Raw genomic sequence first — 18,389 nt, forward strand, 5'->3', positions numbered from 1 at the left:
GCGAGGCAAACCGCGCGCCGCACGGCGGCGGATGTTACGGGAATGCGAGACTCCGCCCTACCATGACGCCCCTCCTCGAGCTTCGCGGCATCACGAAAGAGCTTCCTTCCGGCACCCGGATGCTCCGGATTCTCGACGACGTCCACCTCGCCATCGGCGCCGGCGAGTTCGTCGCCATCCTCGGGCCTTCGGGGAGCGGCAAGTCGACGCTCCTCGGCCTCATGGCGGGCCTGGACCGGCCGACGCGGGGCGAGGTCCTCCTCGAGGGGGCCCCGATTCACGCGATGTCGGAGGACGCCCTGGCGCTCCTGCGCCGGCGCAAGGTCGGCTTCGTCTTCCAGTCGTACCAGCTCCTCTCGAACATGACGGCCCGCGAGAACGTCCTGCTGCCGCTCGAGCTGGCGGGCCACGCCGACGCCGGCACGCGGGCGACGGAGCTCCTCGCGGCCGTGGGCCTCGCCGAGCGCGGCCACCACTACCCCGCCCAGCTCTCCGGGGGCGAGCAGCAGCGCGTGGCGCTGGCCCGCGCCTTCGGCCCGCGCCCGCCGCTCCTCCTCGCCGACGAGCCGACGGGAAACCTCGACAGCGCGACGGGCTCCTCGATCCTCGACGTCCTCGTTCACCTCCGGGCCGAGAGCGGCACCACCCTCGTCCTCGTCACGCACGACCCCGCCGTCGCCGCCCTCGCCGGCCGCCGGATCCACCTCCGCGACGGGAGGATCGAGCGGGACGAGACGTCGTCGTGAAAGCCGCGCTCTTCTTCCGCCAGCTCGCGAGGGAGAGTCGCGGCTCCCGCGGGCGAATGATCTTCTTCGCCGCGTGCCTCGGAACGGGGGTCGCCGCCGTCGTGGCGGTCGCGGGGCTCTCGGGCGCTCTCGAGGAGACGATCCGGAGCCAGGCGCGCCCCCTCCTCGGCGCCGACCTCGCCGTCGAGTCGCTCCAGCCGTTCCCGCCGGCCGTCACGCAGGCGATCGACGCGATCCCCGGAACTCGAACCCGAACGGAAGACCTCGTCACCGTCGTCTTCGAGCCGGGGACGACGGCGGTGGCCGAGGGTCTCGCCCCCCGCAGCCTCCTCGTCGAGCTGAAGGCGGTCGAGCCCGCCTACCCGCTCGTCGGAGAGCTGCGCCTGGACCCGGACCGGCCTCTCGGCTCGCTCCTCGCCGCCGACACCATCGTCGCCCACCCCGACCTCCTGCGCCGGCTCGGCGTGGCGGTCGGCGAGGAGGTCTCGCTCGGCGGCGCCCGCTTCCGGATCGCGGGAACGGTCGTCTCCGAGGCCGACCGCCTCGCCGGTTCCTTCCGGATCGGACCGCGGGTCTTCATCTCGCGGGAGGGACTCGCGCGGACGACCCTCGCCGGGTTCGGAAGCCGGGTCACCCGCCGCGTCCTCCTGAACTTCCCGACGGGACCGACGTCGCCACCGCGAGACGGACCGCGGCCGCGCTGAAGACCCGCCTCGAGGGGGTTGCCGGCCTGCGCGTGGAGAGCTGGCTGGACGGCCAGCCCGAGCTGCGCGAAGCCATCCGCAGGACGTCCCGGTTCCTCGGCCTCGTCGCCCTCACGTCTCTCCTCGTCGGCGGTGTCGGCGTCGCGCAGACGGTGCGCGCGTGGATCGCGAGCCGCCTCGACGCCCTCGCGATCCTCCGCTGCCTCGGCGTCACCTCGAAAGAGGCCATCCTTCTCTACGCGACGCAGACGGCGGGCCTCGGCCTCCTCGGGAGCCTCCTCGGCGCCGTGGCAGGGATCGGCCTCGTCGCCGGCGTCGGGTATGCGTACTCCGACCTCCTGCCGCCGGGAGGGCTCGACCCGTGGCAGCCCGAGGCCCTCCTGCGCGGCCTCGGCCTCGGGCTGGGCGTCTCGCTGCTCTTCGGAGTACCCGCCCTCTTCGCGGTCCGCCGGGTCCCCCCGGCACGCGTCCTGCGCCGGGACGCCGAGCCGATCCCGGCCTCGCGACCGCTGCAGTTCCTCGGAGGGGCGCTCCTCCTCGCCGGCGTCGGAGCGACCGCGTGGGTCCAGTCGGGGCTGCCGCGCGTCGCCGTTCTCTTCACCGCCGGCCTCGCGGTTTCGGCCCTCGTCCTCGCCCTCGCCGCGCGCGGGCTGCTCTGGCTCGTGACCCACGTCCGGCGCGAGAGGCTCCCCTTCGCCCTCCGGCACGGCCTCGCGGCGCTCGTCAGGCCGGGAGCGGGAACGGTCAGCTCGATCCTGGCCCTCGGCCTCGGAACGCTCGTCGTCCTCCACATCGCCCTCGTCCAGCGCGACTTTTCGCGGCAGCTCGCCGCCGACCTGCCGGCGAACGCCCCGACCGCGTTCCTCCTCGACGTCCAGCCCGACCAGTGGCCCGGCATCGAGGCGCGTCTCTCCGCCGAACGGGCGACGCGGATCGTCTCGGTCCCGGTCGTCACGGCGCGCCTCACCGCCATCGACGGAGAAGACACAAGCCGCCTGGCCACCCGGGCGAAGGGAGACGCCCGCCGCCAGCGCTGGGCGCTCACGCGCGAGCAGAGGCTCACCTACATGACCGCTCTCCCCGAGGACAACCGCATCGTGGCGGGGGCCCTCTGGTCGGACCCGGGCGCGTCCGAGGTGAGCCTCGAAGAGGAGTTCGCGGAGAGGATCGGCGCCCGGCTCGGCTCGAATCTCGACTTCGACGTCCAGGGCGTCCCGCTCCGGCTGAAGGTGACGAGCCTCAGGACGGTCGACTGGCGGACGTTCGGCATCAACTTCTTTCTCGTCGTCGAGCCCGGCGTCCTCGAGAAAGCGCCTCAGCTGCGGCTCGCCGCGGCGCGCCTCCCGAAGGAGCAGGAGGGCCGGATCCAGGACCTCCTCGCGCGGGAGTTTCCGAACGTGATCCTCATCCGGACACGCGAGGTGCTCGAGCGGGTCGCCGCCCTCTCCGCGCGGATGGGAGAGGCCGTTCGCATCCTCGGCGCCTTCTCCGTCCTCGCCGGCCTCGTCATCCTCGCCGGCTCCGTCAGCGCCGGGTCGGCGCGGCGGGCCCGCGAGGTGGCGCTCCTCAAGGTCCTCGGCGTCACGAGGGCCGGCGCGGCCGCAGCACTGGGCGTCGAGTACGCGCTCGTGGGCCTCGTCGCGGGCCTCGTGGGGACACTCGGCGCCACGCTCCTGAGCGGCGCCGTCCTGAAGGCCGCCTTCGAGGTCTCCTTCCAGCCTTCCCCCGCGCTCCTCGCCGCGGCGCCGCTCGCCGTGTCCCTTCTCGCGGCCGCCGCGGGCCTGGCGGTCAGCGTTCGCGCCCTGCGCGTCCGGCCGCTCGAGGTGCTGCGCGGGGAGTAGGGCGCTTCAGCCCGCCACGGCCTCCTCGACCGTCGTCAGGTCGACCACCCCGCGACACCCGAAGAGAGCCGGCAGGACTTTCGAGGCGGGGTACGCCCGGCGCAGCGCCGCGACTTTCTCGGTCCCCGCGCGGTAGGCCGGCAGGTACATCCGGCCGAGGAGAGGGTGGCGGCCCCAGGCGCCCGAAAGCTTGTCGGCGCGCTCGTCGGAGACCAGATAGTCATTCCTGAGGACGCGTGCGACGTCCTCCTTCGGCCAGCCCTCGTTCCAGGTGAGCCACGACGACTGGTTCTTCGCGTCGTCCTGGAGAAGGGCGAGGAGGCACCCCGCCTCGAGGTCGCGGTCGGGCAGCTCCTCGGGCGAGAGGACGCCGTGGGCCATCAGGATGGCGTTGTTGGCGATCCCCTCGAAGAGCGCTGCCGGCCGCGTGTTCATCGTCAGGACCGAGGCCTCGAAGCCGAGGACGCCCCTCACGTAGAGGTCCTGCAGGTAGGCGAACGTCGTCACGTGGCCGGGAACGACCTCGTGGCTCACCAGCTGGGCGAACTCGGGCCGGGAGATCTGGAGCGACGCGTTCAGCTCGTAGGTCGCCTCGTACTCGGGCGACCCGTCGGGCCTGCGCGCACGCCCGAGGTAGTTCATCGAGCCGGAGAACCAGGCGTTCTCGATCATGAGGAACGCGACGTTCGCCCTCGGGACGCGCGCCAGTTCCGCGGGGAGTTGGGGCACGACGTTCTGCGCCGCGAGCGCGTCGAGATCGGCGACGAAGCGGGCGGAGAGCGCCGGGATCTCCGCCTTCGGGACGATCCGCGCCGCGCGCCACGCGTCGACCGCCGCCAGGAGCCCCGGCCCGTCCGACGACGGGAAGCCCGCCGACGCGAGGAGCTCGCGGACCCGCTCGCGCTTGTCCGCCGGTTCGGAAGGCGAGCCGGGCCGTCCGAGGATCGCCCGCATGCAGCGTTCGTAGGGAACAGGCTCCCCTTTCCCGGAAACCTCGAGCGCAAGGTCGAGCATCACCTCGAAACAGAAGCCGAGCCCCTCGAGGTAGCGGGCCCGCAGCCCCTCGCCCCGGCCCGCCTCGTCCCGCAGGTGCGCGATGGCCCCCCGGACGTCGACGGCGGCGAGGTAGGCGTCCATCGCGGCGACGGCCTCGGGCTTCGCCGACGTGCCGCCGGCGGCGCGCAGGCGCACGGCCTCGGCGCCGGTGTAGGCCGCAGGGAGCGGCTCGTCGGAGAACCAGGAGTCGGCGATGAAGCGGCCCAGGCCCGACGGGTTCATGACGTCGCCGCCCCAGAGCGTGTCGAGCCCCAGGACGGCGGTCGCGACGGCGTGGTCGAGGGCGTCCACGGCTCAGGCCTCTCCGTCGGTCCGGCGGGAATCCCAGTACATGTAGGCGGCCAGGAGAACGTACGCGCCGAGGGCGAGGAGCTCCGGCCCCTTCCCCTCCGAGAATCCGAAGTTCCAGCCGAGGAGCCCGGGGATCGCCGTCCCGATCGCGCCCGCGACCTTCTCGTCCGTCGCCAGGAACTTGAAGACCGTGGCGACGACGCCCATCACCGCTCCTCCCGCGATGAAGCCGGAGGCGATGAGGATGCCCCGCGAGTTGCGGGCGGAGGCGAGCTTCTCGTCCTTGCCCGCGCTCTTCGCCACGAGGTGCGCGATGAAGCCGCCGACGAGGAGGGGCGTGTTCAGCTCGAGCGGGATGTACATGCCGAGCGCGAAGGCGAGGGCCGGCACCCCGATCATCTGCATCGAGATCGCGATGAGCGCCCCCGTGCCGTAGAGGAGCCAGGGAACCGGCTCGGCCGACATGAGCGTCTTGATGACGGCGGCCATCGCGTTCGCCTGCGGCGCCGCGAGGACCTGCCCCGCCGGGTGGTCCGGCCCCGGGACGAAGCCGTAGACCTTGTTGAGGAGGAGGAGGACCGAGCCGACGGAGAGCGCCGCGACGATCGTCCCGAGGAACTTCGAGCGCTCCTGGACCGCGGGCGTCGCCCCGATCCAGTACCCCACCTTCAGGTCGGTGATGAGCCCGCCCGCCATCGAGAGCGCCGTGCAGACGACGCCGCCGATGAGGAGCGCCGCGAGCATCCCCGCCTTCCCCGAGAGCCCGGCCTTCACGAGGAAGAGGGACGTGAGGATGAGCGTCATGAGCGTCATCCCGGAGACGGGGTTCGTCCCGACCGTGGCGATCGCGCGCGCGGCGACCGACGTGAAGAGGAAGGAGATGACGATGACGACGAGAAGCGCGATGAGCGACTGCGACGTGATGCTCGGAGAGGGGTCCAGGACGCCGAAACGGAAGAAGGCCCACGCGACGAGCGCCACGGCGACGAGGCCGCCGACGATGACCTTCATCGGGAGATCGCGGTCGGTCCGCTCGGCCTCCCCCGAGGCCGACTTCGCTGCGCCGAAGAGCGCCTTGAAGGAGAACGCCTTCGCGATGACCCGCCAGCTCCTGAGGATTCCCAGGATGCCGGCCGCGGCGATGGCGCCGATGCCGATGTGCCTCACGTACCCGCGGAAGATCGCCTCGGCGCCCATACCGGAGATGAGGGCATCGCCGGTGACCGGCGGGATGGCGCTCGTGGCGCCCGCGCCGAAGTGCGACACGAGGGGAACGAGGAGGAACCAGGAGAGGAACGAGCCCGCGCAGATGACCGCGGAGTACTTGAGGCCGATGATGTAGCCGAGCCCCATCACCGAGGAGAGGACGTCGATCTTGAAGACGATCTTCGACCGCTCGGCGAGGCGGTCGAGAAGGCCGACGGAGCGCGTGGTGAAGACCTCCGCGAAGGCCTGCAGGTGGAGGATCAGGAAGTCGAAGATCCCGCCGATCAGGGCGGCCGCGACGAGGACCTTCGCCTGCTTCCCGCCCGCCTCGCCCGCGACGAGGACCTCGGTCGTCGCCGTGGCCTCGGGGAACGGGAACTCCCCGTGCATCTCCTTGACGAAATGCCGCCTCAGCGGGACGAGGAAGGCGATGCCGAGCACGCCGCCGAGGAGCGAGACGAGGAAGAGCTTGAAGAGGTCGACGGGCAGGTCGAGGATGAAGAGCGCCGGGAGGGTGAAGATGGCGCCCGCGACGACGAGGCCGGAGGCGGCGCCGACCGACTGGACGATGACGTTCTCCAGGAGGGTGGACCGGCGCTTGAAGGCGTAGCCGAAGCCGACCGCGAGGATCGCGATCGGGATCGCCGCCTCGAAGACCTGTCCGACCTTCAGGCCGAGGAAGGCCGCCGCCGCCGAGAAGACGGCCGCCATGACGATCCCGAGCGTCACCGAGCGCGGCGTGAACTCCTTCATCTGGGAGGCCGCGGGGACGATCGGCTCGTACGTCTCGCCCGGCTTCAGCGGGCGGTAGGCGTTCTCCGGAAGGGACTTCGACGAGGAGACTTCCATCATTCCTCCGTGGGATGCGCACTTTGGAGACGGTCAGCTTCGTTCACGGCCGGACGCCGAGTTTAGGGGGCGGGAAGGGCCGGAGGAAGCCTTTTCAGGGGAGGAATTCAGTCCGGTGCCAGGAGCGCCGCGATCGCCTCCTCGTACGGTACCGGGCGGCTCATCCCGCGGAATCGGTCCGGAACGGCGAAGACCGACTCGGCAGTGCGTCCGAAGGAGTTCCTCTCGAACGCCGCGACGACGTCCCTGCGGGCCCCGGGGTCGGCGACGAGCTTCTCGAATCGCTCCTCCAGCGACGTCAGGAACGGGAGGACCGGGATCGAGCCGGGCCGCTGGACCCGCATCTCGGCGAAGAGGCCGGCGATGGCCTCGAGCCGCGGGACGGACAGGAAGAAGTAGGAGCCGATCATGTCGATGACCTGCATCGGGGACCAGAAGGGCGCGTCGTCGGAGACCTTCTCGAAGTGGAAGACGGTCTGGAGGACGAGGTGCTCGACCAGGCGCGCCAGGGCCGGCACACGGCCGCACTCCCCGCCCTTGGATACGAGGAGGGCATGGGCGATCGCGGCGCTCCGGATCTCGACGGCGGGTGTTCCGTAGAGGGCGGACGAGTCGTAGAGCCGCGCGTGCTCGAGGCCGAGCCCGCCTCCGTCCAGGGAGATCCGGGTCGATGCGGCGATGTTCCCGAGGTCGTGGCACGCGAACGCGACGCCGAACGCGATGCGGAGAGCCTCGAGATCCGGTTCGGGCTGACCTGTCGACTCCGCCCACCGGCGGGCGTCCCGGGCGATGCCGAAGGGGTCCGAGCCGGCCTGGAGCGCCGTGAAGATCGACTCCACGCCGTCGCACACCGCCGCCACGTGGCGTTCGTTGTGGTACGACGGGTTCGGCGTGACGCCTGGCACGGCCGCTTCAGGGAGACGGGCCCAGACCTCGCGTTCGAACCGCTCGTGCCCGCCGACGGCCAGCAACCGGACCTCGCGGACGAGCTCCGGGGCACACGGGAGGAACGGCTCGATTCCGGGACGAGTCATCGGATTCTCGCGGGGATGTTAGCAGCGCCCGGCGCCGGGGGGCGGCGGGGGGGGGCCCGCCCCCCGGCGGGCGCCCCGAGGAAGGGGCGCGAGCGGGACCACCGTCCCGCCCGCGCCCGCTCGCGGACACCATTTGAGGACGTGGAACGGTCAGCGCGCCTTCCGATCCAGCAGGCGACCATCGGCGTCCCTGAGCTCGACCACGAGGGGCATCGCGCCCACGGCGTGGGTCGAGCAGGAGAGGCAGGGATCGAAGCTGCGGATCACGGCCTCGACACGGTTGAGCATCCCCTCCTGGATCTCCTGGCTGCCGATGTAGTGCCGCGCCGCCTGGAGGATCCCGCGGTTCATCGCGAGGTTGTTGAAGCCGGTCGCGATGATGAGGTTCGCCCACTCGATCAGGCCGTTCTCGTCGATGCGGTAGTGGTGGATGAGCGTCCCGCGCGGAGCCTCCGACACCCCGATTCCCTCGAAGTTGTTCGGTCGCGCGTGGGCGCGGACCTGCTTCGAGAGGATGTCGGGATGGTGCAGGAGCTGCTCGATGCGCTCGAGACCGAAGAGGATCTCGATGAGACGGGCGTAGTGGTAGTGGAAGGACGACAGCACCGCCCCTCGCTCGAGGGAGCGGAACTCGGCCCACTCCTCGTTCGCGCGCGGCGTGTCGATGCCGTCGATGACGTTCATGCGGGCGAGCGGCCCGACCCGGAGCATCCCGCCCGGGTAACCGGACGGCTTGAAGTACGGGCTCTTGAGGTAGGAGTCGGGCTCGACGGCCTCGCCGATGAGCTCGCGGTAGGTCGACGGATCGGCGTTGTCGACGACGACCTTGCCATTCGCGTCGACGATGCGCAGGACGCCGTCCGTCATCTCGAGCTTGTCTTCGGCCGTCGTCAGCCCCATGAAGAGGCTCGGGAAGTTCGCGAAGGTCCGGATCTCCTCCCGGAACCCCTCGAGCGACTGCTTCGTCCGCTCGAGCGTGCGGCCGATGATCTCGTAGCACTCCGGGAGCCAGGAGAGGACGAGGTCGCGCTTGTCGGCCGTCAGCGCCTGGTCGACGCCGCCGGGGACGAGCCACGAAGGGTGGATCCGCTTGTCGGCGAGCGTCTCGATGACCTGCTGGCCGAAGCGGCGGAGGCGGACCCCGTCGCGCGCGTCCCGGGGGTTCTTCTCGAGGACGCCGAAGATGTTCCGCTTCGCCGGGTCGGAGTCGAAGCCGAGGAGGAGGTCGGGCGAGGAGAGGTAGAAGAAGCTCAGCGCGTGCGACTGGATCATCTGCGCCAGGTTGAGGACCTGGCGCAGCATCGCGGCCGTCTCGGGGATCTTCACGGCGAGGATGGCGTCGCACGCCTTCGCGGAGGCGACGAGGTGGCTGACGGGGCAGATCCCGCAGATCCGGGCCATGAGCGCCGGCATCTCGTAGAACGGGCGCCCTTCGCAGAACTTCTCGAAGCCGCGGAACTGGGTGACGTGGAACCGGGCGTCGGAGACGTGACCGGCGTCGTCGAGCTTCAGCGTGATCTTCGAGTGGCCTTCGATGCGGGTGACGGGGTCGATCGTGATCGTCTTTCCCATGGCGTGTCCTAGCGTCCGAACCGCGTGCCGGACAGGTCGGGCGTCGTCCCGTCGAGGAGAGAGACGAGCGCGCCGAAGATGACGTCGGCCGGCGGGGGGCAGCCGGGGAGGAAGACGTCGACAGGGACGACCTCGTGTACGGGCCGCGTCCTGGGCAGGAGCTTCGGAATGACGTCGGACGGGACCTGCTGTTTCAGGTCGGCGTTCTCGAAGTAGGCCCTCTTCATCACGTCGTCCACCTTGAACGTGTTCCGCATGCCGGGCACGTTGCTCGTGACGGCGCAGTCGCCGAGGGCGATGAGGAGCTTCGTCCGGCTCCTCACCATCCGGATCTTGTGGAGGTCCTCCTCGCTGGAGACGCCCCCTTCGACGATCGTCACGTCGACGTCGGCCGGGAACTCCTTCAGGTCGACGAGCGGGCTGTAGACGACCTCGACGCGGGCGGCGATCTCGAGGATCCGCTCGTCCATGTCGAGGAAGGACATGTGGCACCCGGAGCAGCCGTCGAGCCACACCGTGGCGAGCCTGACCTTACTCACTCCGGTCCTCCCTCATCATCGTCAGGTACGGCAGGAAGCGGGACTGCTTCGCCATCTCGCGGATCGACTTTCCCTTCTCCGTGAGCGCGCCGGTCGGGCAGACGTGGACGCACTTGCCGCACCCCGTGCACGTCTCGGAGGAGCCCCAGGGCTGGTTGAGGTCGGTGATGACCCGGGTGTCGATGCCGCGGCCCCGCAGGTCCCAGGTGTGCGCTCCCTCCACCTCGCCGCAGACGCGGACGCAGCGCTGGCAGAGGACGCAGCGGTTGTGGTCGTTCACGAAGCGCTCGTGCGAGGCGTCGACCGGCAGCTTCGGGTGGAGATACGGCACCGTCAGGTGCGTCACGCCGAGGGTCTGCGCGAGGTTCTGCAGCTCGCAGTGCCCGTTCGACACGCAGACGGCGCAGACGTGGTTTCGCTCGGAGAAGAGGAGCTCGACGATCGTCTTGCGGTACTTCTGGAGGCGCTCGGAGTCGGTGACGACCTCCATCCCCTCGCCGACCATCGTCACGCAGGAGGCGAAGAGCCTGCTGGACCCCTTGACCTCCACCATGCAGAGGCGGCAGGCGCCGACGGGCGTCAGGCCGTCGAGGTTGCAGAGCGTCGGAATCTGGATCCCGTTCTGGCGGGCAGCGTCGAGGATCGACTCGTCCTCGCGGGCGGAGACGAGCCGGTCGTCGATGGTGAGGGTCTTGACCTTGCTCGACGGCGCGCCGGCCGCGGGCTTGGCGCTCGGGCGGCCGCTCACGCGGCACCTCCCGCCGGCGGGGCGTGGCCTGCCGCTGCGGCCTCCCCGGCCGCGATCTTCGACTCGTACTCGTCGCGGAAGTAGTGGAGGGTCGAGAGGACCGGGTTCGGGGCGCTCTGGCCGAGGCCGCAGAGGCTCGTCGACTTCACGACGTCGCAGAGGTGCTCGAGGAGCGCGAGCTCGCGCGCGGTCGCCTCGCCCGCCGAGATCTGCCGGAGGAGCTCGTGCATCTGCGCCGTGCCGACCCGGCAGGGAACGCACTTGCCGCACGACTCGTCCATGCAGAACTCCATGAAGAACTTCGCGACGTCGACCATCGACGACGTCTCGTCCATGACGATCATCCCGCCGGAGCCCATGATCGAGCCGAGCTTGGCGAGCGACTCGTAGTCGCACGGCATGTCGAGGCCCGACTCCGGGATGCAGCCGCCCGAGGGGCCTCCGGTCTGGACGGCCTTGAACGCCTTCCCGTCGGGGACGCCCCCGCCGATGTCGAAGATGATCTCGCGCAGCGGCATCCCCATCGGTACCTCGATGAGGCCGGTGTTGGTGATCGCGCCCGCGAGGGCGAAGACCTTCGTCCCGCGGCTCTTGGCCGTGCCGATCCTGGCGAACCACTCGGGGCCGTTGCGCAGGATCGTCGGGATGTTCGCGAGCGTCTCGACGTTGTTGATGAGCGTCGGGTAGCCCCAGAGCCCCGACTCCGCGGGATACGGGGGCCGGGGGCGCGGCGTGCCGCGCCCGCCCTCGACGGAGGAGATGAGCGCCGTCTCCTCGCCGCAGACGAACGCGCCGGCGCCCAGCCGGATGTCGACGTTGAAGCCGAACGTCGTCCCGCCGATGCTCGCGCCGAGGAGGCCCATCTTCTCGGCCTGCTTGATCGCGAGCTTGAGGCGCTTGATCGCGAGCGGGTACTCCGCCCGGACGTAGACGAAGCCCTGGGACGCGCCGACCGCGTAGCCGGCGAGCGCCATCCCCTCGAGGATCCGGTGCGGGTCGCTCTCCAGCACGGCGCGGTCCATGAACGCGCCCGGGTCGCCCTCGTCGCCGTTGCAGATGACGAACTTCCTCGTCCCCTGGGACTTGTTCACGGTGGCCCACTTGAGCCCCGTCGGGTAGCCCGCACCGCCGCGGCCCCTCAGGCCCGATCGCGTCACCTGCTGGACGACGCCGATCGGCGTCATCGCGGTCAGCGTGTCGATGAGCGCGAGGTACCCGTCGGCCGCGATGTACTCCTCGATCCGCTCCGGGTCTATCCGGCCGCAGTTCTCGAGGACGATCTTCTGCTGCCGGGCGAAGAACGGCGCCTCCAGGTCCCCCTGTATCCGCGCCACCGGCTCGCCGCCCAGGGCGTCGACGATGGCGGGAGCGTCCTCGGGGGTCACTCCCTGGTAGAGGACCTTCTCCTTCTCGACGGCGACGAGGGGACCGGCCGCGCAGAGGCCCATGCAGCCGACGCCGCGGACCTTGCAGCAGTCCTTCTTTCCCTTCGCCTCGACCGCCTTCTCGAGCTCCTCCTTGACCTTGTCGCTCTGAAGGGAGAGGCAGCTCGCCGCCACGCAGACGTTGATCTGGTGCCCGATGGCGTCCCGGGCGTCGCGCTCGGCCTGGGAGATCTGGGAGAGGTCTTCAATGCTGATCATGGCTCATCCACTCCTCGACCTTCGCCACGAGCTGCGCCGGCGTCAGCTTGGCGGCCACCGCCCCGTCCAGGACGGCGGCGGGGGCCAGGCCGCAGGAGCCGATGCAGCGCGCCGTGAGGACGGAGACCTGTCCGTCGGGCGACGTGGTCCCGGACTTCAGATCGAACTTCTTCTCCAGGACGTTCATGATCTGGTCGGCCCCCTTGATGTAGCAGGCCGTGCCGGTGCAGACGACGCAGGTGTGCCGACCTTGCGGCTTGAGCGTGAAGAAGTTGTAGAACGTCGCCACGCCGTAGACCTTCGAGAGGGGGAGGCGCAGCTCCGTCGCCACCATGCGGAGCACGTCCTCCTCGAGAAAGCCGTAGGACTCCTGGGCGCTGTGGAGCGCCTCGATGAGTGCGTGTGACTTGTGCCCGTGCCGCCGCATCGTCGCCTCGACGAGGCGCCAGCGGTTGTCCTTCGGCGCGGGGGCTGCCTTCGCAGGTTCCGGTGTCATGCTTCTCCTCCCCCCCGAAAAACGAAAAGTGCGGCCCCGCGCAGGGCCGCACTCAGCGTTCGAATCCGGGGGAAATCACGTCCGAAAGGCTAGCACGCGACTTCGTCTCACGCCTCGATGGGAAGCTGCATCGTCGCTTTGTGAACACCTGCTGTTGCGCTAAGCTGTACGTTTTTCGACCGGCCACGGCCGCGGTACGACCCCACGGGGATTCCTCGACCCGCAGCTTTGCCCCGCGGCCAGCGCCGCCGACCCGGCTTCGCGCGAGGCGTAAACTGATCTGCCAATCGAGGATCGTGTGACGGCCTCCCTCCCCTTCGAAGAGCTGCCCCGGCTTCTCGTCGCCGCCCTCGGCGGCCTGGCCGTCGGCGTCGAGAGGGAGTGGTCGGCGCGAGCCGCGGGCGGCATCAAGCGATTCGCGGGGGTCCGGACGTTCCTTCTCCTCGGGCTCGTTTCCGGCATCGCCGCCGAGCTCGCGGCGTCCGGGGTCGCGGCCGCGGGGCCGCTGCTCCTCGCCGCCGCCGCCCTCCTCGTCGTCTCCGCGTTCGCAATCCACGCCATCGCAGGCGACCTGGACGCGACGACGGAGGTGGCGGCGCTCGCCGTCCTCGGCTCCGGCTGGCTCTCGGGCTCGGGCCGCATCGTCCTCGGGAGCGCCATCGCCGCCCTCACGGCCCTGGTGCTGGCCGAGAAGACCTGGATGCACGCGGCGGTCGAGCGGCTCCGCTCCGAGGAGATCGCCGCAGGGGCCCGTTTCGCGGTCCTGGCCCTCGTCGTCCTTCCGATCCTCCCCGCCGGGCCTTTCGGCCCGGCGCCGGGAATCCGCCCGCAGGAGCTCTGGGCCCTGATCCTGATCTTCTCGGGCATAGGGTTCGTCGGGTACGTCGCGGTGCGCTGGGCCGGCCCGGAGAAGGGCTGGGGCCTCGCGGGCCTCCTCGGCGGGCTCGTCTCCTCGACGGGGGTCACGCTCACGTTCTCGCGCGAGAGCCGGAACGCGGGAGCCGCCGGCGCCCCTCTCGCCGTCGGCGTCGTCGCCGCCTGCTCGCTCGTCCCGTTCCGGGTCGCGATCCTCGCCGGCCTTCTGAGTCCCGAGATCGGGCGGGAGGTCCTCCCCCTCCTCTCCCTGCCGATGGTCGCGGGGCTGGCGGTGATCCTCCTCCTCCTGCGCCGCCCGGCCGAATCTGCGTCGGCGTCGGGACCCGGCAACCCCCTTCGCCTCGCCGCGGCCCTTCAGATGGTCGCGGCGTTCCAGGTCGTCCTCTACGCCGTCAACGCCGCCCGCAGCGCCTTCGGCTCGCAGGGGCTCCTCGTCTCCTCCGCCCTCGCGGGGCTCCTCGACGTCGACGCCCTCATCTACTCGATGTACAAGCTGGGCCAGGGCACGACCGGGCCGTTCCTCGCCGCGCGGGCGCTCGCCGTCGGTGTCCTCGCGAACACGCTCCTGAAGTTCGCGCTGGCGGTCGGGTTCGGCACCGGCACGTTCCGCCGCCTGGCCGGGGCCGGCCTCGTCGCGCTCGCCCTCGCGAGCCTGGCCGGTCTCGTTCTCTATTGACCCGGCAACGGGCCCTCGCGGCGCGCGGCGGGAGACAATGCGGGCGTTCGTCGGCCGGGCGCGACGAGCCGCACTTCCAGAAAGGGACGCGATGACCGACTCCCCTCTTTCCCGCCGCCAGCTCCTCGGGACGGCCGCGCTCGCCGGAGCGGCCGCGCTCCTGCCGCGAGACCTCGCCGCCCAGGCCGCGACAGCCGCTCCTGCACCCGCAGGAGCCGGATTCGCGATCGTCACTTCCGCCAACGGACTCGAAGCGGCGAAGGTGGCACGCCAGGCGCTGATCCAGGGGAAGGACCCTCTCGACGCAGCGATCGCCGGCGTCAACGTCGCCGAACTCGACCCGGACGACGTGACCGTGGGCTACGGCGGCATCCCGAACGAGGAGGGCGTCGTCGAGCTGGACGCCGCCGTCATGGACGGCCGGACGATGCGGGCCGGCGCCGTCGCGGCGTTGACCGGCGTGAAGACCCCGTCGAAGGTCGCGCGTCTCGTCATGGAGCGCACCGACCGCGTCTTCCTCGTCGGCACGGGAGCCCGCCGGTTCGCGACGGCGCACGGCTTCCCCGACGAAAGCCTTCTCACGGAGAAGACCCGGAAGATCTGGCTTCACTGGAAGAACCGCCTCTCCGACCTCGACGACTGGATCGAGGCGGCCCGCGACGCCGAGGACCCCGACGTGAAGCGCTTCCTCGAGAAGTACGGGGAGGGGATCTTCCGGCCTCAGGGGACGATTCACCTCTCGATCCGGTCCGAGAAGGGAGACCTGGCGGGCGTCACGACGACCTCGGGGCTCTTCTTCAAGATCCCGGGGCGCGTCGGCGACTCGCCCGTCGTCGGCGCCGGCCTGTATGCCGAGAACGGCGTCGGCTCCGCGGGCTCGACGGGCCGCGGCGAGGCGAACCTCCTCACCTGCGGCTCCCACACGGTCGTCGAGTACCTGCGCGACGGCCTCGCCCCCGAGGAAGCGTGCCTCAGGGCCCTGAAGCGCATCGCCGAGAAGACCCATCTCGTGCCGCGGCACCGCGACGCGAAAGGGCGGCCGACCTTCAACGTGAACTTCTACTGCGTCGACGCCGCCGGCCGGACGGCCGGCGCCGCGATCTGGAGTGATTCGAAGTACGTCACCGGCGACGCCGGAGGCGTCCGGGCGCTCGACAGCGCATACCTCTACAAGAAGGATTCCTGACCGGCCCCGTCCCGGGGGGCCCTCCGACCGACCACCGGCGCGCCGAGGCGTGCCGACGAGGAGACCGATGAACCGACTTTCCGCCCCGATCGTCCCCGCCCTGGCCTTCGCCCTCGCGGCGAGCGCCCTCGCGGCCACCCCCGTCCCGAAAGGTCCCGAGATGTCCACAGACCTCCTCCCCTTCCAGGCCACCGAGAAGACCCTCCCGAACGGTCTTCGGGTCATCGTCGTGCCGACGGGTTTCCCGAACCTCGTCTCCCTGCAGATCCCGGTGCAGACCGGGTCGCGCAACGAGGTCGAGCCGGGCAAGTCGGGCTTCGCCCACTTCTTCGAGCACATGATGTTCCGCGGGACGAAGGCCTACCCGCCCGCCGCGTACCAGGCGATCCTCACGAAGGCCGGCGCGCGGCAGAACGCCTACACGACGGACGACTACACGAACTACCACACGACCTTCGCGAAGGAGGACCTCGAGAAGGTCCTCGAGATCGAGGCGGACCGCTTCCAGAACCTCGACTACCCGGAGGCCGCGTTCAAGACCGAGTCCCGCGCCGTTCTCGGCGAGTACAACAAGAACAGCGCGAACCCGATGTCGAAGCTCTTCGAGGCGATGCGCGACACCGCCTTCACGAAGCACACCTACAAGCACACGACGATGGGCTTCCTCAGGGACATCGAGGACATGCCCAACCAGTTCGCCTACTCGAAGGCCTTCTTCGACCGCTGGTACCGCCCCGAGTACACGACCGTCATCGTCGCGGGCGACGTCGACCCGGCGAAGGTCCTCCCGCTCGTCGAGAAGTACTGGGGCAGCTGGAAGCGCGGCAGCTACAGCGTCGAGATCCCGGTCGAGCCCCCGCCGAGCGGCCCGAAGACGGTCCACGTCCCGTGGACGACGCCGACCCTCCCCTGGGTCGCCGTCGCCTTCCGCGGCCCCGCCTTCTCGACCACCGAGAAGGACTGGGCGGCCCTCGACGTCCTCCTCGACCTCGCCTTCGGCCCGACGTCCGACGCCTACAAGAAGCTCGTCGAGACCGAGCAGAAGGTCGACCAGCTCTTCCCCTACCTCCCGTCGAGCGCCGACCCGCAGCTCCTCGTGGCCGGGGCGCGCGTGAAGAAGCTCGAGGACGCGGTCGCCGTGAGGGACGAGATCCTCCGGACCTTCGCCACGCTCCGTGTCGAGCCGGTCCCGGCCCGCCGCCTCGCCGACGCCAAGTCGAACGCGCGCTACGGCATCGTGAGGGGCCTCGACAACACGGACGCGATCGGCGGAATCCTCGCCCGCTTCGTCCGCTTCCGCCGCGAGTACGGCACGCTCAACGAGATCTTCCGCGTCTACGCCACGCTCACCCCCGAGGACCTCCGCGCCGCCGCGGCGAAGTACTTCACCGACGCCGGGCTCGTCCTGACGACCCTCTCGCACGAAGCACCCCCTCCCGCCCTCGCCCAGCTCCCCGCCCTCGCGACGCTCGCGCCCGCGACCGCGGCTCCCGCGGGGCTGGCCGTCGTCGAACGCCCCTCGCCGCTTCCGCAGGTCTCCTTCAAGCTCCTCTTCGCCGCCGGTTCCGCCCACGACCCGAAGGGGAAGGAGGGGCTCGCCACCCTGACCGCCTCGATGGTCGCCGAGGCCGGCTCGAAGGACGCCGGCATCGACGAGATCCGGAAGGCCCTCTTCCCGATGGCCGCGGGCTTCTCGGCCGGTGTCGACAAGGAGATGACCGTCTTCACCGGGAGCGTCCACCGCGACAACGGCGGCGCTTTCCTCGACATCGTCCTCCCGCAGCTTCTGGCACCCGGCTTTCGCGAGGAGGACTTCCGCCGCCTGAAGGACGCCCAGAAGAACGCCCTGGCCCAGGATCTCATCGCCAACAACGAGGAGGAGCTCGGCAAGGAGCGCCTCCAGGCCGTCGTCTTCGCCGGCACGCCCTACGCCCACCCTTCGCTCGGCACGCTCGCCGGGATCGAGGCAATCACGCTCGACGACGTGAAGTCTTTCTGGAAGGCGGCCTACACCCGTGCCGCCCTGACCGTCGGCCTCGCGGGCGACGTCCCGGCCGACCTGAAGGCCCGCCTCCTCTCGCGGCTTGGCGGGCTCCCCGAGGGCCCGGCCCTCCCGGCCCCGGCCGGCGTCGCGGGGCGGGCGCCGCAGGACCTCGAGGTGGAGATCGTCCAGAAGGAGACCCGGGCCACGGCGATCTCCTTCGGGCTCCCGATCGCGGTCACCCGTTCGCACCCCGATTTCGCCGCCCTCTCCGTCGCGCGGGCCCATCTCGGCGAGCACCGCTCGTCCATGTCGCACCTCTACCAGCGCATCCGCGAGCTGCGCGGCATGAACTACGGCGACTACGCCTACATCGAGGCCTTCCCCGGCGGCATGTACCGCTTCTTCCCCGAACCGAACGTCGCGCGCCGTGCGCAGCTCTTCGAGGTCTGGATCCGCCCCGTCGTTCCCGCCAGCGGCCCGATGGCCCTGAAGATCGCACTCCACGAGCTGGACGGGCTGATCCGTGAGGGGATCTCCGAGGCCGACTTCCAGGCCACCCGCGACTACCTGATGAAAAACGTCTACCTCCTCACCTCGACCCAGGGGCAGGACCTCGGGACCGCCCTCGACTCGAGGTGGTACGGCACCGGCGACTACGTCCCCCACATGCGCGAGCGCCTCGCGAAGCTGACCCGCGCCGAGGTGAACAAGGCGATCCGCAGGCACCTCTCGGCCGAGAAGCTTTCGGTCGTCTTCATCACGAAGGACGCCGAGGGGCTGAAGAAGCAGCTCCTCTCCTCCGAACCCGCCACGATCGCGTACGATGCGCCCAAACCCCCGGAGGTCCTCGCGGAGGACAAGATCATCGGAGCGAGGAAGCTCGGCCTCACCACCGAACGCATCCGCGTCACACCCGTCGCCGACGTCTTCGCACGCTGAAAG

General features: G+C 70.6%; 14 protein-coding genes. 6 read left to right on the forward strand and 8 right to left on the reverse strand.

All coding sequences use genetic code 11. From position 1 onward, the window contains the following. Positions 1–62: 62 nt before the first annotated feature. From IPN03_02685 to IPN03_02695, 3 genes are read left to right on the forward strand one after another with little or no spacing between them, the layout of a single operon-like run. Positions 63–746, forward strand: a complete 684-nt coding sequence (locus IPN03_02685; GenBank protein ID MBK9372656.1) for an ABC transporter ATP-binding protein — start codon at positions 63–65, stop codon at positions 744–746. Next, positions 743–1,450 (forward strand): ABC transporter permease, encoded by a 708-nt coding sequence (locus IPN03_02690; GenBank protein ID MBK9372657.1) that lies wholly within the window; start codon positions 743–745, stop codon positions 1,448–1,450. The genes IPN03_02685 and IPN03_02690 overlap by 4 nt, the downstream gene beginning before the upstream one ends. 32 nt (positions 1,451–1,482) lie before the next feature. After that, positions 1,483–3,291 (forward strand): FtsX-like permease family protein, encoded by a 1,809-nt coding sequence (locus IPN03_02695; protein ID MBK9372658.1) that lies wholly within the window; start codon positions 1,483–1,485, stop codon positions 3,289–3,291. A gap of 6 nt (positions 3,292–3,297) precedes the next feature. Here the strand turns inward: IPN03_02695 and IPN03_02700 are convergent, their stop codons facing one another. From IPN03_02700 to hoxE, 8 genes are all read right to left on the reverse strand, one after another. After that, positions 3,298–4,638: a hypothetical protein gene (locus IPN03_02700; protein ID MBK9372659.1), complete on the reverse strand. Its 1,341-nt coding sequence runs from the start codon at positions 4,636–4,638 to the stop codon at positions 3,298–3,300. Between the two features lie 3 nt (positions 4,639–4,641). Next, positions 4,642–6,696 (reverse strand): oligopeptide transporter, OPT family, encoded by a 2,055-nt coding sequence (locus IPN03_02705; protein ID MBK9372660.1) that lies wholly within the window; start codon positions 6,694–6,696, stop codon positions 4,642–4,644. 104 nt (positions 6,697–6,800) lie between these two features. Continuing rightward, positions 6,801–7,727, reverse strand: coding sequence for a hypothetical protein (locus tag IPN03_02710; protein ID MBK9372661.1), 927 nt, complete (start codon positions 7,725–7,727; stop codon positions 6,801–6,803). A gap of 150 nt (positions 7,728–7,877) precedes the next feature. Next, a complete protein-coding gene (locus IPN03_02715) occupies positions 7,878–9,299 on the reverse strand; it encodes a Ni/Fe hydrogenase subunit alpha (GenBank protein ID MBK9372662.1) in 1,422 nt (473 codons plus the stop codon). 8 nt (positions 9,300–9,307) lie between these two features. Then, a complete protein-coding gene (locus IPN03_02720) occupies positions 9,308–9,784 on the reverse strand; it encodes an NADP oxidoreductase (GenBank protein MBK9372663.1) in 477 nt (158 codons plus the stop codon). Positions 9,785–9,830: 46 nt separating this feature from the next. Then, entirely contained in the window at positions 9,831–10,586 is a 756-nt protein-coding gene (hoxU, locus tag IPN03_02725; GenBank protein MBK9372664.1) for a bidirectional hydrogenase complex protein HoxU, read from the reverse strand. Further along, complete coding sequence (locus IPN03_02730) at positions 10,583–12,226, reverse strand: NAD(P)H-dependent oxidoreductase subunit E (GenBank protein ID MBK9372665.1); 1,644 nt, start codon at positions 12,224–12,226, stop codon at positions 10,583–10,585. The genes hoxU and IPN03_02730 overlap by 4 nt, the downstream gene beginning before the upstream one ends. Further along, complete coding sequence (gene hoxE, locus IPN03_02735; GenBank protein ID MBK9372666.1) at positions 12,216–12,725, reverse strand: bidirectional hydrogenase complex protein HoxE; 510 nt, start codon at positions 12,723–12,725, stop codon at positions 12,216–12,218. Before hoxE ends, IPN03_02730 begins: the two co-directional genes overlap by 11 nt. A gap of 298 nt (positions 12,726–13,023) precedes the next feature. Between hoxE and IPN03_02740 the strand changes: the two genes are divergently transcribed. From IPN03_02740 to IPN03_02750, 3 genes are all read left to right on the forward strand, one after another. After that, positions 13,024–14,277, forward strand: a complete 1,254-nt coding sequence (locus IPN03_02740) for an MgtC/SapB family protein (GenBank protein MBK9372667.1) — start codon at positions 13,024–13,026, stop codon at positions 14,275–14,277. Positions 14,278–14,314: 37 nt separating this feature from the next. Continuing rightward, entirely contained in the window at positions 14,315–15,463 is a 1,149-nt protein-coding gene (locus tag IPN03_02745) for a N(4)-(beta-N-acetylglucosaminyl)-L-asparaginase (protein ID MBK9372668.1), read from the forward strand. 67 nt (positions 15,464–15,530) lie between these two features. Then, positions 15,531–18,386, forward strand: a complete 2,856-nt coding sequence (locus tag IPN03_02750; GenBank protein MBK9372669.1) for an insulinase family protein — start codon at positions 15,531–15,533, stop codon at positions 18,384–18,386. Positions 18,387–18,389: the final 3 nt, after the last annotated feature.

The sequence above is a fragment of the Holophagales bacterium genome, assembly GCA_016719485.1.
In the GTDB taxonomy this organism is placed as follows: domain Bacteria; phylum Acidobacteriota; class Thermoanaerobaculia; order UBA5066; family UBA5066; genus UBA5066.